We start from the raw sequence: 18,116 nt of genomic DNA, 5'->3' as shown, positions 1-18,116 counted from the left end.
CGATATAAAATAAGGATAGATAAATCCTTAGGCGGCTGCCGACTCGCCGTTTTCACGGTCGTCGATGGCCTTCTTGAGCTTGGCAATAGCCGAGTTAGCGCGCTCTTCGTCCAGACGGTTGATGTTCAAGAGCATCTTGGTCTTTTCCTGACGGGTAATCACCGGATGGTTGAGCAAACGGATGATTTCCTCTTTCTGAGCGGCCGTAGCATAGGCTACTGCGGGAGCGGCAGCTTCAGCTACTGCAGGTTCAGCGGGCACGGCTTTCATAGCCGCCGCTACCTGAGCAGCGGGAGCTTCCTGAGGAGCCGGAGCAGCAGCAACCACCTTCGCATCGGTCGTGTTTCCGCCGTAATCCATTTCCTCAGCCGGGGTGGGCTCGTAACCCGCCGCCCGGATAATCCAGGCCAGGATGTTGCGGTAAGCTTTACCAATAGCCCGGGTCTGGGCCATGCTCATGATGGCAAACTCCTGGTAGAACTTCTTGCCCTGCTCCTTATTCGAGCAGATAGCGAAGCCCGCGCCTACTGTGTGGCCGCTGCGCAGATCGAACAGCGTCACCTTGGCCTGATACTTCAACTCGGTTTCGGTGCTCACGTTGATGACGTGGTCTACGATGGGCACAATGCCCAGGCGCGAACCGGCGTACTGCCAGCCTTCCACGTTCACGAACTCCTTGCCCTGCACCGTGGTGCTGAGTTTATTCTCTTTAATGAACTTGGCCAGGTCCGTGGCCAAGTGCAACGTCTCGTCGGAGCGGGCAATGTCGTAGCTCTCGACTTTGGTCTTGTTGACCTGGTTTTTGGGGGCTTTCGTGGCTTCGTTCATGGCGGTTTCCATAAGTGTCCTGTAGTACGTTCTGTTGTTCTATTACTAAACTAAAGTACGGGCTTTTTGGTGCAAAAAACCAGCAAAATTTTAGCAATTTTTCTTTCTGATTATCAGTAAGTTATAAAGTATTTTTAAATACCTTATTTCTAACCACGTTAGCAGAATAGCAAACGTAAGCCATATACTATGTGTTCCCGACTTGCGAAGTATCTGCTAATTTCTTTAGCCAACCTATTGCATCAGCAGTATACCGACGCTTAGCAACAAAAAAGCTCTGCCGGACCGGACGTCCAACAGAGCTTCTAACGAATTTATTCTGAGCTGGTTACTATAACCTCAAGGCTAACCTTCCCAAATGTTACCGTCCTTCATGGTGATCTTTCGGTCAGCCATTTCGGCTAGCTGGTCGTTGTGGGTCACAATAACGAAGGTCTGGCCGAGCTCCTTACGCAGCAGAAAGAAGATCTGGTGCAGCTCTTGAGCATTCTGGGAGTCGAGGTTGCCGCTGGGCTCATCGGCGAAGATGATTTCGGGCGAATTGATCAACGCCCGGGCTACGGCCGTGCGCTGCTGCTCGCCGCCGCTCATTTCCGAGGGCTTATGGTCGGCGCGGCGCTCCAGGTTCAGCATGCCAAGCAATTCGCGGGCCCGCACCCGGGTTTCCTTTTCCGAGCGGCCAGCCAAATACGCCGGCAGACACACGTTCTCGAGGGCCGTAAACTCGGGCAGCAGATTATGGAACTGGAAAATGAAGCCGATGTGGCGGTTGCGGAACTTGGCCAGATTGGAGCGGCCCAGGGAACTGACCGACGTGCCATCAAACAGGACCTCACCCGAATCGGGGTTATCCAAAGTGCCCAGAATGTGCAGCAGCGTACTTTTTCCGGCCCCCGAGGAGCCGACAATCGACACGATTTCCGACTTTTCAATCGTCAGATCGATGCCCCGGAGCACTTCCAGCGTGTTGTATTTCTTCCGAACGTTGATGGCCTGCAGCAAGGGAAAGCAGAATTGAATGGGCGCGTATGTAAAAACAAATCTACGGAATGTAGGGAGTTGTCGGGTTTCAATTGCAGATTAGCTCCTGGCTGCCGACCAGCTCCTTCGGCCTGCTACGCATAAAATGGGAGGTAGTGCTGCCCGTTGGGCCAATTTCTTTTTTGCTCACTTCGCGTTTCAGCCTTCTAGGGTTGCTTCGTTTGCTTCCCGCCGTTGGCTGTGGGCCGGGCCCGCCGGGCTACTGACGCTGTTTCTCACTTTCCTTCTAGCTTGGTGGCATTGGCCTCACTCATCCACTCCGCGCCGCGCTCCGGCTACTCCGGCCCGCTCCCGGGCCGCGCTGCTGGCTGATGGCCGCTTCCGGGGGGTGAGCTGGGTAGCCGGCGACTCGGTTACGGCCCTCGACTTGCAGCCCCTTATCCGCGCCCACGTCACTTGGATTGCCCAAACGCCCTTTGGCTGGCAAGCTGATGCGGCTCAACCTACCGTGCAGCTACACACTGGGGTCGGCTCGCGCCGCCGAGGCCGTGGCTACTGGGGCGAAACGGATTATGGCCTTGTCCACACGGCTCAGCTGGCCCGGCAGCACGGTATCCAAACGCTGCTCAAGCCCCACCTCTGGGTGCGTGGCGCCGGGGCCTGGCCCGGCAGCATTCAGATGCAGAATCCAGCCGACTGGCAGGCCTGGTTTGCGGCCTACTCTACTTTTATAGTACACTACGCCCAACTGGCTGAAGAAAACCATTTCGGGGCGTTATGCATTGGTACCGAGCTGGAGAAAACGGTAAGCCACGAGAAAGAATGGCGCGCTCTTATTAAACAGGTGCGCCGTGTCTATCACGGCCCGCTGACGTATGCAGCCAACTGGAGCGGGGAGTTTGAGCAGGTAAAATTCTGGGATGCCCTGGACTTCATCGGCGTCCAGGCCTATTTTCCCTTGAGCAAGGTGTCGAGTCCGCCCCGGGCGGAGCTGCTGGCGGCCTGGCAAACGCACCAAGCGGCCATTGCGCGGGTGCAACGCAAGTACAAAAAGCCCGTGGTCTTCACCGAGGCCGGCTACCGCAACACAGCCGATGCCGCCATTGAACCCTGGACCTGGCCCGACCGCACGGCCGTGTTTTTCACCCCCGACGAGCAAACCCAGGCCACCTGCTACGCGGCTTTGTTCGAGACGTTCTGGCCCCAGTCCTGGTTTAAAGGGCTGTTTATCTGGAAATGGTACCCGGGCCTGCAGCCCGATGGCCCGGCCCGGCGCCACGCCGACTTTACGCCCCAGCACAAACCCGCCGAGCAGGTAATGGCCCAGTGGTATGGACAGTAAGGCTTGCTTCCGGCTGAACCTAGGAACAATAGAAGGCAGAGGACAACCGATTGTCTGGCTAACAAATCGGGCCTACGGCAGTTAAAAAGGCGTTTTGTCAGCATCTGCTAGCCGTATTCCGGGGCCTTACTCGCAATGACAGCGAATAATGCCTACTTTCGTGGCCTAGTAGAACACCACCCCGTCAACCCCCATTGAACTGACCCTCTATGAACATTCACGAGTATCAGGGTAAAGAAATCCTCAAAAGCTACGGCGTACGCGTGCAGGAAGGCATTGTGGCCGACACCGCTGAAGAAGCTGTTGAAGCGGCTAAAAAGCTGACCGCCGACACCGGCACCAGCTGGCACGTGATTAAGGCCCAGATCCACGCGGGTGGCCGCGGTAAAGGGGGCGGGGTGAAACTCGCCAAAAACCTGGAGCAGGTAAAAGACATTGCCGGCCAGATCATCGGCATGCAGCTTGTAACCAAGCAAACCGGTGCTGAAGGTCGCAAAGTGCATAAAGTGCTGGTCGCCCAGGACGTGTACTACCCCGGTGCTTCCGAGCCCAAGGAATACTACATGAGCGTGCTACTCGACCGTACGTCGGGCAAAAACGTCATCATCTACACTACCGAGGGTGGTATGGACATTGAGGAAGTGGCTGAGGCCCACCCCGAGAAGATCCACAAGGAAATCATTGACCCCCGCGTGGGTCTGCAGGGCTTCCAGGCCCGCAAAATTGCCTTCAACCTCGGCACCGAGGGCGAAGCCTTCAAGGAAATGGTGAAGTTCGTAACGGCCCTCTACAAGGCCTACGACGACACCGATTCCTCGATGTTCGAAATCAACCCCGTACTGAAGACGTCGGACAACAAAATCCTGGCCGTTGACGCCAAGGTAACCCTGGACGAAAACGCCCTCTACCGCCACAAGGACTTCGTAGCCCTGCGCGACACCAACGAGGAAGATCCTTTGGAAGTAGAAGCTTCGGCCTCGAACCTAAACTACGTAAAGCTCGACGGTAACGTGGGCTGCATGGTAAACGGTGCCGGCCTGGCCATGGCTACCATGGACATCATCAAGCTCAGCGGCGGTGAGCCCGCCAACTTCCTCGATGTAGGGGGTGGAGCCAACGCTCAGACAGTGGAAGCTGGTTTCCGCATCATCCTGAAGGACCCGAACGTGAAGGCCATCCTGATCAACATCTTCGGCGGTATCGTGCGTTGCGACCGGGTAGCCAATGGTGTAGTAGAAGCCTACAAGAACATCGGCGACATCAAAGTACCGATCATTGTGCGCCTGCAGGGCACCAATGCCGAGGAAGGCGCCCGTATCATTGACGAAAGCGGTCTGAAGGTATACTCGGCCGTATTGCTGAAGGATGCTGCTCAGAAAGTGAAAGAAGTACTGGCTTCGCAAGGAGTCTAAAGCTGGTCGTTTCCGGCTGCCGGAAACGATTTACAGAGCCCGCTCGCCAGCCGAGCGGGCTTTTTTATGCTACATAAACATGTGATTCTACCATGCTATTACCAAGTTGGTAACAAATTAATCTTGTTTATGCAATAAAGACTCATAAAAACCTAAGCTGTTATTTCACGTTAGAACCCTGCCTCTCCCACCCTCTTTTACGTACTGCCTACTTGCCCCAAACTTTTACTCATGATGTATAAGGCCCTGACTGGAGTGGTCCTGCTGGCGGTGTTGTGCGGAAGTTCGCCCGCCGTAGCCCAGCGTCCGGTGACAAAAAACCAGCCTCTGGAATTTGCCACAACTGCCGACCCGACCTCGTATACTTTCCAGTTTAGCTCTGCTGACGAGCCCTACCTGGTAACGCTGCGTGAGAATTATGCTCTAAACGACATCGTTGCCGGCCAAACAACTGACCTCGATAAAGCCCGTACGCTCTGTACCTGGGTTCATAACCGTTGGGTGCATGATGGCCACGTGCGCGCCAAAAAGCCCGATCCACTATCCATTCTGAAGGACGCGGATCTGGGTCATAACTTTCAGTGCATCGAATACAGCATCGTGTTGAGTGGAGTACTAACGGCCATGGGCATGCCGGCCCGAGCGGTGTATCTCAAAACGGCAGACTCGGAAACTCGCCGCGAGGGAGCTGGTCACGCTATTACCGAAGTGTGGCTGCGGGACCAACGCAAATGGGTTATGTTGGACGCGCAGTGGGATGTTGTGCCTTTGCTTAACAACAAGCCCGTCAACGTCATCGACATGCAGAAAGCCTTGGCTACCGACGACCCAGGGTTGCGAATCGAAACAGCCTCCAACACGCGCGCCAAAACCTATTTCAACTGGCTCAGCCCTTATCTGTATTATTTCGACACGGTACTCGACAACCGGTTTGGGGTTAAAACCCAACCCAGTAGTGTAATGTTAGTACCCAAGGGCGCCAAGTATCCCACTGTCTTTCAGCGGGATACCCCCATTCGCCGCATGCGTTATACAAACTCTGTCACCTCCTTCTACCCCACCCCTGTAGAAATGCTTGTGGGCAACGCGGCTAAACAAACGGCACCTGGTACTACTAGCTTAAACTAGTTGATTTCCGCTAACTAGCTAATACGTAAAAAGGTCCTGCTGAGCACCAGCAGGACCTTTTTACGTATTAGCTAGTTAGCGGAAAGCTATTCTTTGTCGGCGGCTACCGGAGCAGCTTGCCCGGCTACTTTCAGCTCGACTTCCATATTACCGCGTGTGCCGACGGAATACGGGCAGATTTGGTGAGCTTTATTGACCAAGCCAAAAGCTTGCTGCTGGTCCATATCCTTCAGGTCGACATCCAGGACAGCGCTCAGACCATACGATTCGCCATCCTGAAACAGCGTTACGGCGCACTGCACGGTGCTTTCGGGGCTTAGCTTGAGGTTTTCCCGGCCAGCAATGACAATCAAGGCTTGCTGAAAGCAAGAGGCATAACCAGCGGCAAAGAGCTGCTCGGGGTTGGTAGCGCCTTTTTTGCCGCCCAGCCCTTCAGGCACCGACATATCCATGTCGATTACGCTGTCGGAGGAACGCACATGGCCGCTACGGCCGCCAGTGGCCGAAGCTTCGGCCGTATACAGATTCTTTTTCATGGGTAGGTGTTGGTTGACGAGTAATCGGTTGTGTACCTGTCTTAACTGTGTTCAGCTGAATTTGGTTATGCTGGGCTTCAATAGAATTATTGTGCTGGCAATAGCCACAAATGCATTTTGCGTTTGGCAGGGCATATTTTTCTCTCTACTTTTGCCCCATATCCGCTCCGGACTGGTCGCGTCGTACAACGGATAGTATAAGAGTTTCCGAAGCTCTTGATCTAGGTTCGATTCCTAGCGCGACCACTAAAAAGGCCCTTCACATACTGTGAAGGGCCTTTTTTCATTACTGGAGTACAGCTCTAGTTCTGACTGACTGCGGGTGGAAGGGCTAGTGACAGCTACTGCTTGAGCAGTTTGGCCGTGAATTGCGTGGTGCCGTTGCTATAGCGCACTAAATACTGGCCGCTGACGAGGTGCTGCAGGTCAAGCAGGGTCTGTTGGTTGCCAACCGGACAAGAAATGGTGGCGACCTGCTGCCCCATCGAGGAATAGATGGTGATGGCGGATTCCTGCGTGGCCATTGGATGCACCAGCAACGCCTGTGCCGTAGCTGGATTGGGGTACAGCTGCCAAGTGGTACTAGCGCGGCGCATACCGGTTACCACCAGCGCCTCCCCTTTCACCAGCACATTTTTGAGGGTCGAAAATCGGGTCGTGGTCGTCGTGGAGCCACAGCTAAAATACACCCGGAACGTGAGGCGCTGTCCGGCCTGTAACGTCGTACCGCTGGCACCGGCAAAAGCCAGGCGGTAAGCAGTCTGCGTGCCCAGGAAAACCGGCGTCGTAAAGCTCGCATTGGCTGTGCTGGGCAGCAACCCACCGGGGCCAGCGCCACCACTCACGTCGGCCGAGTCAGTAGCAAAGCCGCTGCGCGACCATACGACTGCCATTTTCGTGTTGCTGGTCGAGCCCGTGACGTAGGAGGTGAACGACACCGAATCTACCCGTACGGGCGTCGTGCCGCTGGGTGTCACGGTGAACTGCTCATAGAAGGTGCGGTTCAGGTTGCCACCGGGGCCGCCGAGGGCCGTGGTCCAGCCCCCATCGGCCACTGGGGCAAACGCCTGGCCGTAACGGGTGGAATAAGGCGGAATGGTGGCCGCAGCGGAGCCTGAGGAGCTAACAAACTTGCGAAACGTTGGTACGCTGCCCGTCACGGCACTGCTGCGCACGGCGGCGCTGTCCTGGTTGGTGCGGGCCATGGTCCACCACAGCAGCGGAAACGACTGCGGCAAGGCGGCGGCTTGCGCCGTGCCGTTCAGGGGCAGGCTGACGGTTGCCGCGCCCGTGCTGGTGAGGCTCAGGCTGCCCGTGTACGTACCCACGTTGGCGGCGTTCAGGCGCAAGCTCAGGGTGGTACTGGCCACAACACCATTCGTGCTGGGCGTGAGGGTGGCGCTTGATGACCAGGTGTTGCCGCCATTGACCGAAACCTGGAAGCTCGTGGGCGGAGTGATGACCAGCCCGGCCGTCAAGTTTTCGCCGCCGACGAGGAGGTTCTGCGCCGCCGAGGGCTGATTCCCACCCTGCAGGAACGCCTGGAAGCTGCCCATGGTCAGGATGGTGGGCGTGCTCGACACCTGCAGCGTATCGGTCACGTGCGCAGCTAGGCCGGACTTGGAAGCGCGCACGTAGTAGTAATAGGTGGTGCCCGGAGTGGGGATAGGGTCCGTCGTGCCGAAGTTGATGTTGGTGGCAACGGTCGACGTGGTGGTGTAAACCGGGGCGTAGGTACCGCGGCGCACGCTGCTGCGGAACAGCTGGTACTGCACGCCGCCGATGGGCCAGCTGAGGTTCCACTGCAGGACGGAAGGCGCCGTCGCCGTGCCTTTCAGGGCCAGGAAATTCGACACGGCGATGGGGGCGGGCGCGCTAGCGCAGAAGTTGGGCAATACGCTGCACGGGCTCCAGTTGCCGAGCACGGCAGCGCGGGTGTAGTTCACGGTGTCGGCATCGGCGAGCTGGCTGGACCAGGGCACGCGCTGGCTGATGTTGACCAGGCTGCCGCTGAAATCCCGGCTCTTATACTCGGCGTACTGAATAACGCTGGTCACGGTGCCGGCGTCCCACACCTGCCAGCCGACGGGCTTGATGGAGCTGCCCATGGTGGTGTTCAGCCACACCACTTTGGTGTGCGAGCGGTCGGTGGACGTCGAGCCCAAGTCGTTCTGCCAGGGGCGGCCCAGCGTGTAGGTCGTCGTGCCTCGGTTTTCGGGGATGATACAATTGCGGAACACAAAGCCGTAGGGCTGCCCGGGTTGGGTGTTGGCCGCCGTGATGTAGCCGCCTGGGCCACCGTCGCGCCGGGTGCGGGCATAGATGATGCAGTTTTCGAACACGCCCCGGCCCGCGCCGAAGATGAAGTCGACCACGCCGTCGATGTAACAGTCCTTGAAATAGGTGCGGTTACCCGCCTGCGAGTTGAGCTGCACGGTATCCTGCCCGCCCAGAAAGCGGCAGTTCTTGAAGGCTATCCTGTCGCCGGTGGTGTACATGGCCAGGGCCTGCGGCGACTCCCCCCAGAAGTTTTCGAAGGTGATGTTCACCGCCGTAATGTCCGAGGCGTTGATGATGACGGTGGACGTGTTGCCGGGGAACGAAGGCACGTTGGCCAGGTTGAAGGCAATGCGGGTATTGGCCACGCTCTCCCCAATCAGCTGCAGAAATGGCTTATTGGCCGGAATCGTCACCCGCTCCAGGTACTTGCCGTTCTTGATGAAGATGGTAAACGGTGTGGTGCGGCCCGTGGGGGCGGCGTTAATAGCAGCCTGCACCGTGGTGTAATTGCCGGTGCCGTCCTGGGCCACGGTCAGGTCGAACGCCTGCGCGAAGGACCCGAAGGGAAAAGCCAACAGGAAAAAGCCGACCAACACCCAGAATTGGATGGGAAGGACCTGACGAGCAAGGGTACTTTGCATAAGAAGCCAAATGGATGAGACACAGGAACAATACTTCAATAGTACCTTCCACTTGCCCCGCCCGGTGCTCGTTCTCACCTTCTTATTTGCGCAATCGTTACCGGCAACGATGCCAGCTGGCATATGGGCTGGGTTCTGCTAGTTGGCGATTTGTCCAACAGCACGTCAAGACCATTTCAACAGGCCGGCTTTCGTCCTCACTTCTCATTCAGATAATCCCCGCGCGGCAGGACCAGTGCTTGCACAGCAAAACTGTCCGAAGCTAAACGCGGCAATTCAGTTTAAGAAGGGTAATTTCTCAACTGCACCCACTAAGACCGCTAGCCAGAACCAATTTAATACGCTACCGGTTACAAAGCATTAACCCATGCGCATGGGTTAAGGACATTGCTTACCTTTGTCTTCTATGGATACCAAGTCCCTCGTCAAGCTAGCCAAATCCCTCAGCGACCCGACCCGTCTTCGCTTGTTGCAGGAAATTGCAAAAGGAGAAATTACGGTGTGTGCTGACTTGTTTCAGTACGTGCCCATCAGCCAGCCCTCGATGTCCCAGCACCTCAAAGCCCTCTCCGAGGCGGGCTTGATTGAGTCGCATAAAGAAGGTCGGAACATGTGCATGTCCATCAATGCGGAAAAACTTAAGGAGTTGGAAGACTTTCTGCAACTGCTCAAACCAGGCTCTGCTCCCCAGTAAGCAACATCTTGACCCGTTAGCCCCGGCAGCGGGTTTTTCTTTTTTTGAAACATAATCAATTGCTTATGAATTTATGTTCGATATCTTTGCAGCCGCATCCGGGTAGCCTTCAAGGCGCTTTTTTTTACCTTATCACATAAGCTCATAATTATCTGTTTATTAAAAAAGGTATTTACTCTCTCCTGCTTCACGCTCAACCACGCGCCCAACCTTCTTCACGGGCTCCTACTTCATGAAAGTATTTTCTCTTTTGGCCGGCACGCTGATGCTGGCGGGCTGCGCCGAGCAGCAGGCTCCGCAGCAAGCGGTGGCTCCCCCGGCCCTGCCGGTGGCCCCGGTGCGCACCGGCACCGAAACTACGTACCAAGACTACCCGGCCTCGATTGAAGGCGTGGTGAACGTGGAAATCCGGCCGCAGGTAACGGGGGTGCTTGAGCGCATCCTCGTCGAGGAAGGCGCGGCGGTGCGCAAAGGCCAGCCGCTGTTCAAAATCAACGACGCGCCCTACCGCGAGCAGCTCAACAACGCCCTGGCCGCCCAGCAGGCCGCGGCCGGCGCCGTGATCAGCGCGCAGGTGGAAGTGGACCGGTACGCGCCGCTGGTGCAGAACAAGGTTGTCTCCGAGGTGCAGCTGAAAACGGCCCAGGCGGCCCTGACCGTGGCCCGGGCCAACCTACAGCGCGCCAAGGCGGCCGTGAGCAGTGCCCGCATCAACCTGGGTTACACTACCATTACGGCGCCCGTCAGCGGCTACCTGGGGCGGCTGCAAACCAAACCGGGCAGCCTGGTTGGTCCCACCGATGCCCAGGCCCTGACGCAGCTCTCCGACGTACACGAGGTGCACACCTACTTCGCCCTGGGCGAGGACGATTTCAGCGCTTTCCGCACCCAGTACGCGGGCCGCACGCTCCAGGAAAAGCTCCAGCAGCTGCCGCCCGCCACCCTGGTGCTTTCCGACCAAAGCACCTACCCCACGCGGGGCAAGGTGGACGTGGTGGCCGGGCAGTTTGACCGCACCACGGGCGCCATTACCCTACGGGCCACGTTTGCCAACGCCGACGGCCTGCTGCGCTCGGGCAACACGGGCACCATCCGGCTGCCCCTGACGCACCCCAACGTGCTGCTGGTGCCAGCCGCGGCCACCGTCGAGCTGCAGGACAAAGTATTCGTGTACGCGCTCGGCGACAGCAACCGCGTCAGCCGCCGGGCCCTCACCATTGAGGGCAAGAGCGGCGCCAATTACCTGGTGCGTGCGGGCGTGAAGGCCGGGGACCGGATTGTGCTGCAAGGCGTGGACCACTTGCAGGAAGGCCAGATCATTCAGCCGACCCAGCCGAGCGTGGCCGCCGCGCCCAGCCAGTCCACGGCTTCATCCGCTCAGAATTAATCCAGCACAGCATGTTCAAAGTATTTATTGAGCGGCCCGTGCTGGCCACGGTCATCTCCATTCTGCTGGTGATTATGGGCGCGCTGGCCTTGTGGAAGCTGCCGCTCCAGCAGTTTCCCGACATTGCGCCCCCGGTGGTGCAGGTAACGGCCGTCTACCCCGGCGCCAACGCCGAAACCCTACTGCGCTCGGTGGCCCCGTCGCTGGAAGAGTCCATCAACGGCGTCGAGCACATGATGTACATGAGCTCAACGGCCAGCAACGACGGTTCGCTGGTTATCAGCGTCAATTTCCAGCTGGGCACTGACCCCGACCAGGCGGCCGTGAACGTGCAGAACCGGGTGGCGCAGGCCACCAGCCAGCTGCCGGCCGAGGTAGTGCAGCAGGGCGTGACCGTGGCCAAGCAGCAGAACAGCCTGGTGGTCATCTTGAACCTCTACTCCGAGGACCCTAAGCAGTACGACCAGACCTTTCTGACGAACTACGCGCAGATCAACCTGGTGCCGGAGCTCAAACGCATTCCGGGTATTGGGTCGGCCGCCCTGTTTGGGGGCAACCGCGCCTACGCCATGCGCGTCTGGCTGAAGCCGGCCCAGCTGGCCAGCTACAACCTGACGCCGGCCGAGGTAATGGCCGCCATCCAAGCCAACAACCTGGAAGCCGCCCCCGGCCGCCTGGGCGAAAGCAGCCAGGAAGCGTTTGAGTACGTCATCAAGTACAAGGGCAAGCGCAACCAGCCCGCCGACTACGAAAATATGGTGCTCCGGGCCAACGTCGACGGCTCGATGCTGCGTCTCAAGGACGTGGCCCGGGTGGAGTTCGGCGCAGCCACCTACAACGGGGACGTGCGCATTGATGGCAAGCCGGGCATCAACGTCGGCATTTTCCAGAGCGCTGGCTCGAACGCCAACGAGCTGCAGATTGCCGTGGCGAAGGCGATGCAGAAGCTGGAAAAGGACCTGCCGAAAGGCGTGAAGCAGCAGACGCTCTACAGCACCAAAACGGCGCTGGATGCCTCCATTGAGCAGGTTGAGCACACCCTGATCGAGGCGTTTGTGCTCGTGTTCCTCGTGGTGTTCATCTTCCTGCAGGACTTCCGCTCCACGCTCATTCCGGCCATTGCCGTGCCGGTAGCCATTGTGGGCACGTTCTTCTTTATGCAGCTGGTGGGCTTTAGCATCAACCTGCTCACACTCTTTGCCCTGGTGCTGGCCATCGGCATCGTGGTCGACGACGCCATCGTGGTGGTCGAGGCCGTGCACAGCAAGCTGGAAGCCGGCGCCCACTCGGTCAAGAAGGCTACGGCCCACGCCATGCGCGAGATTACCGGGGCCATCATTTCCATTACCCTGGTCATGGCCGCCGTGTTCTTGCCGGTGGGCTTTATGGACGGCTCGACGGGGGTGTTCTACCGGCAGTTTGCCTTCACGATGGCCATTGCCATCATCATTTCGGCCGTCAACGCACTGACGCTGAGCCCCGCCCTGGCCGCCCTCTTTCTCAAGCACGCGCCGCCCGACCACGACGCGGAGCACCCCGTGCCCAGCACGTTCAAGACCCGGTTTTTTGCGGGCTTCAACCGCAGCTTCGAGCGGCTTACCGACCGCTACGTAGGCAGCATCAAGTTTCTGGTGCGCCACAAGTGGGTGGGCCTGAGCGGCCTGGTGCTGGTGGTGGTGCTCACCGGCTGGCTGGCCAAGCGTACCCCCACCGGCTTTATTCCCTCCGAAGACCAGGGCTTTGTCGGCATCTCCATGGCGCTGCCGGCGGGCGCGTCGCTCGACCGCACCAACCAGATTGCCGCGCAAATCGAGCAACAGCTGCAAGCCATGCCGGCCGTGGCCAGCATCAACCTGCTCTCGGGCTTCAACATTCTCACGTCTTCGAACAGCGCCTCGGCCCTCACGGCATTTGTCATTCTGAAGCCCATCCCGGAGCGCGGGGCGGTGCAGGATATCAACGCCATCATGGCCACGATGCGCGAAAAGGCGGCGACCATCAAAGGGGCTGATACCTTCGTCTTTACCACGCCCACCGTGCCGGGTTTCGGCAACGTGGAGGGGCTGGAAATGGTGCTGCAGGACCGGAACGGCGGCCCGCTGCCCAAGCTCGGGCAGGTGGGTCGGGAGTTCATCGGCGAGCTGATGAAGCAGCCGGCCATCGGCATGGCCTTCACCTCGTTCCGGGCCGACTACCCGCAATTGGAAGCTGAGGTCGACGAGGTGAAAGCCGCCCAGCTGGGCGTGAGCGTGCAGCGCGTGCTGCAAACCATGCAGGCCTATTTCGGCAGCGCCCAGGCCTCGGACTTCAACCGCTTCGGCAAGTACTACCGCGTGATTGTGCAGGCCGACCAGCCCGACCGGGCCGACCTGACGGCCCTGAACGGGGTGTCGGTGAAAAACGACCGGGGCGAGATGGTGCCCCTGCGCACCCTGGTGCGGCTCAAGCGGGTGTTCGGGCCCGAGACGGCCTCGCGCTTTAACCTCTTCAATTCCCTGACCATCAACGCCATGCCCAAGCCGGGCTACAGCACCGGCGACGCCATCAAGGCGGTGGAGGCCGTGGCCGAGCGGCACCTTCCTTCGGGCTACACCTACGAGTTTTCGGGCCTGACGCGCGAGGAAATTTCGTCGGGCGGGCAGTCCACCGTGGTGTTCCTGATGTGTATCGTGTTCGTGTACTTCCTGCTGGCCGCGCAGTATGAGAGCTACATTCTGCCCTTCGCGGTGCTGCTGTCGCTGCCGGCGGGCATGGTGGGGGTGTTTGCCGCCATTGGGCTGGCCGATATCACCAACAACATCTACGTGCAGGTGGCGCTGATTATGCTCATCGGCCTGCTGGCCAAGAATGCCATCCTCATCGTGGAGTTTGCCCTGCAGCGCCGCCGCAGCGGCGAGCCGCTGGTGCGCGCCGCGCTCAATGCCTCGGCCTCCCGCCTGCGCCCCATCCTGATGACCTCGCTGGCCTTCGTGGCCGGCATGCTGCCCATGATGCGGGCGCAGGGACCTTCGGCTCTGGGCAACCATTCTATCAGCATCGCGGCCGCCGGCGGCATGCTCACGGGCGTGGTGCTGGGTTTGTTCCTCATCCCCCTGCTATTTGTGATTTTTCAACGCTTGAACGAACGCCTCAGTGGGACGCCTGACCGGGCGGCCCGGGCTTCCCACGAGCCTATGCCGGCCCACGCCACGGCCCGCTAATTTCCATGACAACCCGACGTACCCAACCCTGGCTTCGGCTCCCGCTGCTGCTGGCCAGCCTGCTGGTGGTGGCGGCCTGCCAAGTGTCGAAAGACCTGCCCCTGCCCGCGCTGCCCCTGCCCGCTACCTACCGCACCGCCCCCACCGCCGATACAGCTTCGGTAGCCAGCCTGCCGTGGCGCAGTTTTTTCACCGAGCCGGCCCTGCAGCAGCTGCTCGACAGCGCCACGGTGCGCAACAATGACCTCCAGCTGGCCCTGCAGAACATTGCCTCGGCGCAGACGACCCTCCGGCAGGCCCGCCTGGGCTACCTGCCAGCCGCCACGCTGCAGGCGGGCGTGACCACCAACCGGCCTTCGGGCAACAGCCTCAACGGTATTTCCCTCACCCAGTTTCTGGGCACCAAGCACATTGAGGACTACAACGTGGCGGCGGCCCTGAGCTGGGAAGCCGACATCTGGGGCAAAATCCGCAGCCGCAAGCAGGAGGCCCTGGCCGCCTACCTGCAAAGCCAGGAAGCGCGCAAGGCCGTGCAAACCCAGGTGGTGGCGCAGGTGGCTCAGGGCTACTACAACCTGCTGATGCTCGACACGCAGTTGGCAGTGGCCCGGCGCAACGTGGCCCTCACCGACAGTACCCTGCGCTTCACGCGGCTGCAGTTCGCGGCCGGGCAGGTGACGGCGCTGGCCGTGCAGCAGGTCGAGGTGCAGCGCCTGACGGCGGCCGGCCTGGTGCCGCAGCTGGAGCAGGCTATTACCGTGCAGGAAGACGCCCTGAGCATCCTGGCCGGGCGCCTGCCGGGCGGCATCAGCCGCAGCGGCAACCTGCTGCGGCTGCAAGTGCCGGTGGTGGCGGCGGCCGGGGTGCCGGCGGCGCTGCTGGCCCGGCGGCCCGACGTGCGCAGCGCCGAGCTGGCCCTGGACCGGGCCAACGCCATGGCGGGCTACACCAAGGCCCAGCTTTACCCCGCGCTGACCATCACGGCGCAGGGCGGCCTCAACGCCTTCCAGCTCAGCAACTGGTTTAGCGTGCCGGCCTCCCTGTTTGGCACGGTCGTCGGCGGGCTGACGCAGCCGCTGTTTCAGCGCGGGGCGCTGCGCGCCCAGTACCAGCAGGCCCAGATTGACCGGGAACGTACCGTCATCCAGTTTCGGCAGCAGGTGCTAGTGGCGGTGGGCGAGGTATCCGATGCACTCGGGCAGGTGGAGCGCACCCAGACCCAGCAGGCCCTGGCCACCGAGCGGGTGCGCACGCTGCGCGAGGCCACCAAGAACGCTAACCTGCTGTTCGGCAGCGGCCTGGCCAGCTACCTCGAAGTCATTACGGCCCAAAGCAACGCGCTGCAAAGCGAGCTGGAGCTGGCCTCGCTCAAGCGCACCCAGCTCGAAGCCAACGTGGAGCTGTACCGGGCCGTGGGCGGCGGCTGGCAGTAGCCGCCTGCATACCTGCCGCTACCCGCTGTATTAACGCACGCTACTTCGGCCCGCGAAGGCTAAGCAAAATCCTCCTACCCCATCCCACTGCTATGGATACCAAGTCCCTCGTCAAGCTAGCCAAGTCGCTGAGCGACCCCACTCGCCTGCGCATGCTGCAGGAAATTGCGCGGGCGCAGCGGCTGGGATGCGCTAATCTGTATGAGTTTGTGCCCATCAGCCAGCCCTCCATGTCGCAGCACGTGAAGGCGCTGGTAGATTCGGGGCTGGTCCATTCGTGCAAGGAGGGCCGCAACATGTGCTTGACGATCAACACGGAAAAGCTGCTGGAGCTGGAAAGCTTTCTGCAGCTGCTGAAGATGCCCTAGCTCTCCTATAGCAAGCCACTGCTGAACAATGCCTTTTCCAGGACGAGCAGAAGCAAGGCATCGTCGTGGAAACGCGAAACCACTCAACTCCTATCCCATGAACATCGGAATCATTGGCACCGGCCCCGTCGGCGGCTCCCTGGCCAAAAACCTGGCTGCCCTCGGCCACCAAGTGAAAGTGACCAACACCCGCCAGCCGGCCGAGTTAGCCCGCAAAGCCCAGGAACTGGGAGCTAGCCCCGCCACCCTGCAAGAGGTGGTGCAGGACGTGGCCCTCGTGTTTATCGCCGTGCCTTTCAGGGTGCTTGCCGAGTTTCCCAAGGACCTGTTCCGGTCGTTGCCCCCGAGGTAATCGTGGTGGATACGGGCAACTACTATCCCTTCCGGGACGAGAAAATCGAGGCGCTAGAGCAAGGCCAGCCCGAGAGCGTGCTGGCGGCCGAGCAGCTGGGTCGCCCCATCCTGAAAGCCTTTAACAACCTGCTGGCCGAGACAATTGCCAGCGGCGGCACCGCGCCCGGCATGCCCGGCCGCATTGCCCTTTCCATCGCTGGCGACGACGAGCGCGCCAAGCAAATCCTAGCCGACCTCTGCAACGACCTTGGCTTCGACGTGGTGGACGGGGGCAGCCTGGCCGACTCGTGGCGGCAGCAGCCCGGCACCCCGGCCTACTGCACCGAACTCACGGCCCCGGAGCTGATTCAGGCCCTGGCCAACGCCGTGCCCGGCAAAGCCCCGCAGATACGCGACCAGATAATCTCGGAGCTGCTGCAACGCGACGTGTGGCCCACCCGCGAAGAAGTGGTAGCCGGCAACCGCGCCCGGCAGCTAGGTAAAGCATAGCCGACGCACGATCCTACCAACCGAATCCACTTCTATTCAAGGCACACACGCATGGAAAACAACCAAAACCCGACCGTTCTGGTGTTGGGCGCCAGCGGCACCATCGGCCGTCAAGTCATCAAAGATCTGGAAGGTCAAGCCGTCAACGTACGCATCACCTCGCGCAACCAAGAGACGGTAGAACAGCTTCGCCGCGAAGGCAAAGACTGCCGCTACCTGGACCTGGATGACCCCAGAACCTTTGCGCTGGCGCTGGCCGGGGTGGACCGGGTGTTTCTGCTAACCGGCTACACGGTGGCCATGCTCACGCAAAGCAAAACCCTGGTGGACGCGGCCAAGAAGGCCGGCGTCCGCCATATCGTGCACGTAGGCGTATTCGCGGAGTGGGATACCACCGATGCCCACTTTGCCTGGCACCAGCTGATTGAAAAGTACATCGAGGCCAGCGGCATTGCCTGGACCCACCTCCACCCGAATATGTTTATGGAGGTGTTCACGGGGCTGTATATCCCGAAGAACCTAACCTACACCAGCTACTGGGACGACCGAAGAGTCGGCTACATTGCCTCCAGTGACATTGCGGCGGTGGCCGCCAAAGCCCTCGTCGACGGGCCAGAGCGCCACGGTGGGCAGCACTACTGGCTGAGCGTCGAAACCTTCAACGGCCAAGAAATTGCAGCGCTGTTGAGCGAGGTGACCGGCCTGGAAATCAAGCACGAAAACAAAGGACTGCAAGGCTTTAAAGAGCTGATTGAAACCTTGCTGGCGAATGGAGCGGAAAGCTGGTACGCCAAGGCCAACATTGATTTTGTGACACAGATGCTCGACGGCCGAATGTCCTATATGTCGATGGTGCAAAACGATATTCCCTACGTGCTCGGCAGACCGGCCAAGACCCTGCGGGAATTTCTGGAGGAGCACAAAGCGGGCATTGTGGCGTCAGCTGGGTCGATATAAAGGACATGCCGGGGCTGGATATCATCGGCCAGGTCTACGCCCGCCGAGAAGGTTCTGCCGGGGCAAAAGCACGCATTCATACTCCA

Annotated in this window: 15 protein-coding genes and 1 tRNA gene; 12 read left to right on the top strand and 4 right to left on the bottom strand. The window is 59.8% G+C overall.

The window, feature by feature from the left end:
- Positions 1-27 precede the first annotated feature (27 nt).
- Positions 28-828, bottom strand: a complete 801-nt coding sequence (locus MUN80_RS12880; protein ID WP_244724782.1) for a hypothetical protein — start codon at positions 826-828, stop codon at positions 28-30.
- A 345-nt stretch (positions 829-1,173) separates the two neighbouring features.
- A complete protein-coding gene (locus MUN80_RS12875) occupies positions 1,174-1,830 on the bottom strand; it encodes an ABC transporter ATP-binding protein (RefSeq protein WP_226185110.1) in 657 nt (218 codons plus the stop codon).
- A 124-nt stretch (positions 1,831-1,954) separates the two neighbouring features.
- On the opposite strand from MUN80_RS12875, the gene MUN80_RS12870 reads away from it, so the two are divergent.
- From MUN80_RS12870 to MUN80_RS12860, 3 genes are all read left to right on the top strand, one after another.
- Entirely contained in the window at positions 1,955-3,151 is a 1,197-nt protein-coding gene (locus MUN80_RS12870; protein WP_244724781.1) for a glycoside hydrolase family 113, read from the top strand.
- Positions 3,152-3,360: 209 nt separating this feature from the next.
- The gene (gene sucC, locus MUN80_RS12865) at positions 3,361-4,563 is read left to right on the top strand and encodes an ADP-forming succinate--CoA ligase subunit beta (protein ID WP_244724780.1); all 1,203 of its coding nucleotides are present in this window, start codon (positions 3,361-3,363) and stop codon (positions 4,561-4,563) included.
- Between the two features lie 231 nt (positions 4,564-4,794).
- Positions 4,795-5,691 carry a transglutaminase-like domain-containing protein gene (locus MUN80_RS12860; protein WP_244724779.1) on the top strand — a complete coding sequence of 299 codons (897 nt, stop codon included), beginning with the start codon at positions 4,795-4,797 and terminating at the stop codon, positions 5,689-5,691.
- 86 nt (positions 5,692-5,777) lie between these two features.
- Here the strand turns inward: MUN80_RS12860 and MUN80_RS12855 are convergent, their stop codons facing one another.
- Positions 5,778-6,227 carry an organic hydroperoxide resistance protein gene (locus tag MUN80_RS12855; RefSeq protein WP_244724778.1) on the bottom strand — a complete coding sequence of 150 codons (450 nt, stop codon included), beginning with the start codon at positions 6,225-6,227 and terminating at the stop codon, positions 5,778-5,780.
- 174 nt (positions 6,228-6,401) lie between these two features.
- Between MUN80_RS12855 and MUN80_RS12850 the strand changes: the two genes are divergently transcribed.
- Positions 6,402-6,473: transfer RNA gene (locus tag MUN80_RS12850), tRNA-Arg, on the top strand.
- A gap of 95 nt (positions 6,474-6,568) precedes the next feature.
- Here the strand turns inward: MUN80_RS12850 and MUN80_RS12845 are convergent.
- Entirely contained in the window at positions 6,569-9,148 is a 2,580-nt protein-coding gene (locus MUN80_RS12845; protein WP_244724777.1) for a pectinesterase family protein, read from the bottom strand.
- Positions 9,149-9,554: 406 nt separating this feature from the next.
- Here MUN80_RS12845 and MUN80_RS12840 point away from each other — a divergent pair, with 406 nt between their 5' ends.
- The 8 genes from MUN80_RS12840 to MUN80_RS12805 all read left to right on the top strand — a co-directional run bounded on the left by MUN80_RS12840 (position 9,555) and on the right by MUN80_RS12805 (position 18,030).
- Positions 9,555-9,842: an ArsR/SmtB family transcription factor gene (locus MUN80_RS12840; protein ID WP_244724776.1), complete on the top strand. Its 288-nt coding sequence runs from the start codon at positions 9,555-9,557 to the stop codon at positions 9,840-9,842.
- Positions 9,843-10,074: 232 nt separating this feature from the next.
- Positions 10,075-11,229 (top strand): efflux RND transporter periplasmic adaptor subunit, encoded by a 1,155-nt coding sequence (locus MUN80_RS12835; RefSeq protein WP_244724774.1) that lies wholly within the window; start codon positions 10,075-10,077, stop codon positions 11,227-11,229.
- A gap of 11 nt (positions 11,230-11,240) precedes the next feature.
- A complete protein-coding gene (locus MUN80_RS12830; protein WP_244724773.1) occupies positions 11,241-14,429 on the top strand; it encodes an efflux RND transporter permease subunit in 3,189 nt (1,062 codons plus the stop codon).
- 5 nt (positions 14,430-14,434) lie between these two features.
- Positions 14,435-15,862: a TolC family protein gene (locus MUN80_RS12825; RefSeq protein ID WP_244724771.1), complete on the top strand. Its 1,428-nt coding sequence runs from the start codon at positions 14,435-14,437 to the stop codon at positions 15,860-15,862.
- A 92-nt stretch (positions 15,863-15,954) separates the two neighbouring features.
- A complete protein-coding gene (locus tag MUN80_RS12820; protein ID WP_244724769.1) occupies positions 15,955-16,230 on the top strand; it encodes an ArsR/SmtB family transcription factor in 276 nt (91 codons plus the stop codon).
- A gap of 97 nt (positions 16,231-16,327) precedes the next feature.
- Positions 16,328-16,582, top strand: a complete 255-nt coding sequence (locus MUN80_RS12815) for an NAD(P)-binding domain-containing protein (protein ID WP_244724767.1) — start codon at positions 16,328-16,330, stop codon at positions 16,580-16,582.
- A 2-nt stretch (positions 16,583-16,584) separates the two neighbouring features.
- Complete coding sequence (locus MUN80_RS12810) at positions 16,585-17,073, top strand: NADPH-dependent F420 reductase (protein ID WP_244724765.1); 489 nt, start codon at positions 16,585-16,587, stop codon at positions 17,071-17,073.
- Between the two features lie 51 nt (positions 17,074-17,124).
- Positions 17,125-18,030 (top strand): NmrA family NAD(P)-binding protein, encoded by a 906-nt coding sequence (locus MUN80_RS12805; protein WP_244724764.1) that lies wholly within the window; start codon positions 17,125-17,127, stop codon positions 18,028-18,030.
- The last annotated feature ends 86 nt before the right edge of the window (positions 18,031-18,116 follow it).

This window comes from Hymenobacter cellulosivorans (assembly GCF_022919135.1).
GTDB lineage: Bacteria > Bacteroidota > Bacteroidia > Cytophagales > Hymenobacteraceae > Hymenobacter > Hymenobacter cellulosivorans.
Note: the sequence above shows the minus strand (reverse complement) of the source record. Positions and strands in the feature narration are given on the sequence as shown.

Coding starts and splice junctions, on each gene's coding strand:
- MUN80_RS12880 (WP_244724782.1), bottom strand. CDS start 828: ATGAACGAAGCCACGAAAGCCCCCAAAAACCAGGTCAACAAGACCAAA.
- MUN80_RS12870 (WP_244724781.1), top strand. CDS start 1,955: ATGGGAGGTAGTGCTGCCCGTTGGGCCAATTTCTTTTTTGCTCACTTC.
- sucC (WP_244724780.1), top strand. CDS start 3,361: ATGAACATTCACGAGTATCAGGGTAAAGAAATCCTCAAAAGCTACGGC.
- MUN80_RS12860 (WP_244724779.1), top strand. CDS start 4,795: ATGATGTATAAGGCCCTGACTGGAGTGGTCCTGCTGGCGGTGTTGTGC.
- MUN80_RS12855 (WP_244724778.1), bottom strand. CDS start 6,227: ATGAAAAAGAATCTGTATACGGCCGAAGCTTCGGCCACTGGCGGCCGT.
- MUN80_RS12845 (WP_244724777.1), bottom strand. CDS start 9,148: ATGCAAAGTACCCTTGCTCGTCAGGTCCTTCCCATCCAATTCTGGGTG.
- MUN80_RS12840 (WP_244724776.1), top strand. CDS start 9,555: ATGGATACCAAGTCCCTCGTCAAGCTAGCCAAATCCCTCAGCGACCCG.
- MUN80_RS12835 (WP_244724774.1), top strand. CDS start 10,075: ATGAAAGTATTTTCTCTTTTGGCCGGCACGCTGATGCTGGCGGGCTGC.
- MUN80_RS12830 (WP_244724773.1), top strand. CDS start 11,241: ATGTTCAAAGTATTTATTGAGCGGCCCGTGCTGGCCACGGTCATCTCC.
- MUN80_RS12825 (WP_244724771.1), top strand. CDS start 14,435: ATGACAACCCGACGTACCCAACCCTGGCTTCGGCTCCCGCTGCTGCTG.
- MUN80_RS12820 (WP_244724769.1), top strand. CDS start 15,955: ATGGATACCAAGTCCCTCGTCAAGCTAGCCAAGTCGCTGAGCGACCCC.
- MUN80_RS12815 (WP_244724767.1), top strand. CDS start 16,328: ATGAACATCGGAATCATTGGCACCGGCCCCGTCGGCGGCTCCCTGGCC.
- MUN80_RS12805 (WP_244724764.1), top strand. CDS start 17,125: ATGGAAAACAACCAAAACCCGACCGTTCTGGTGTTGGGCGCCAGCGGC.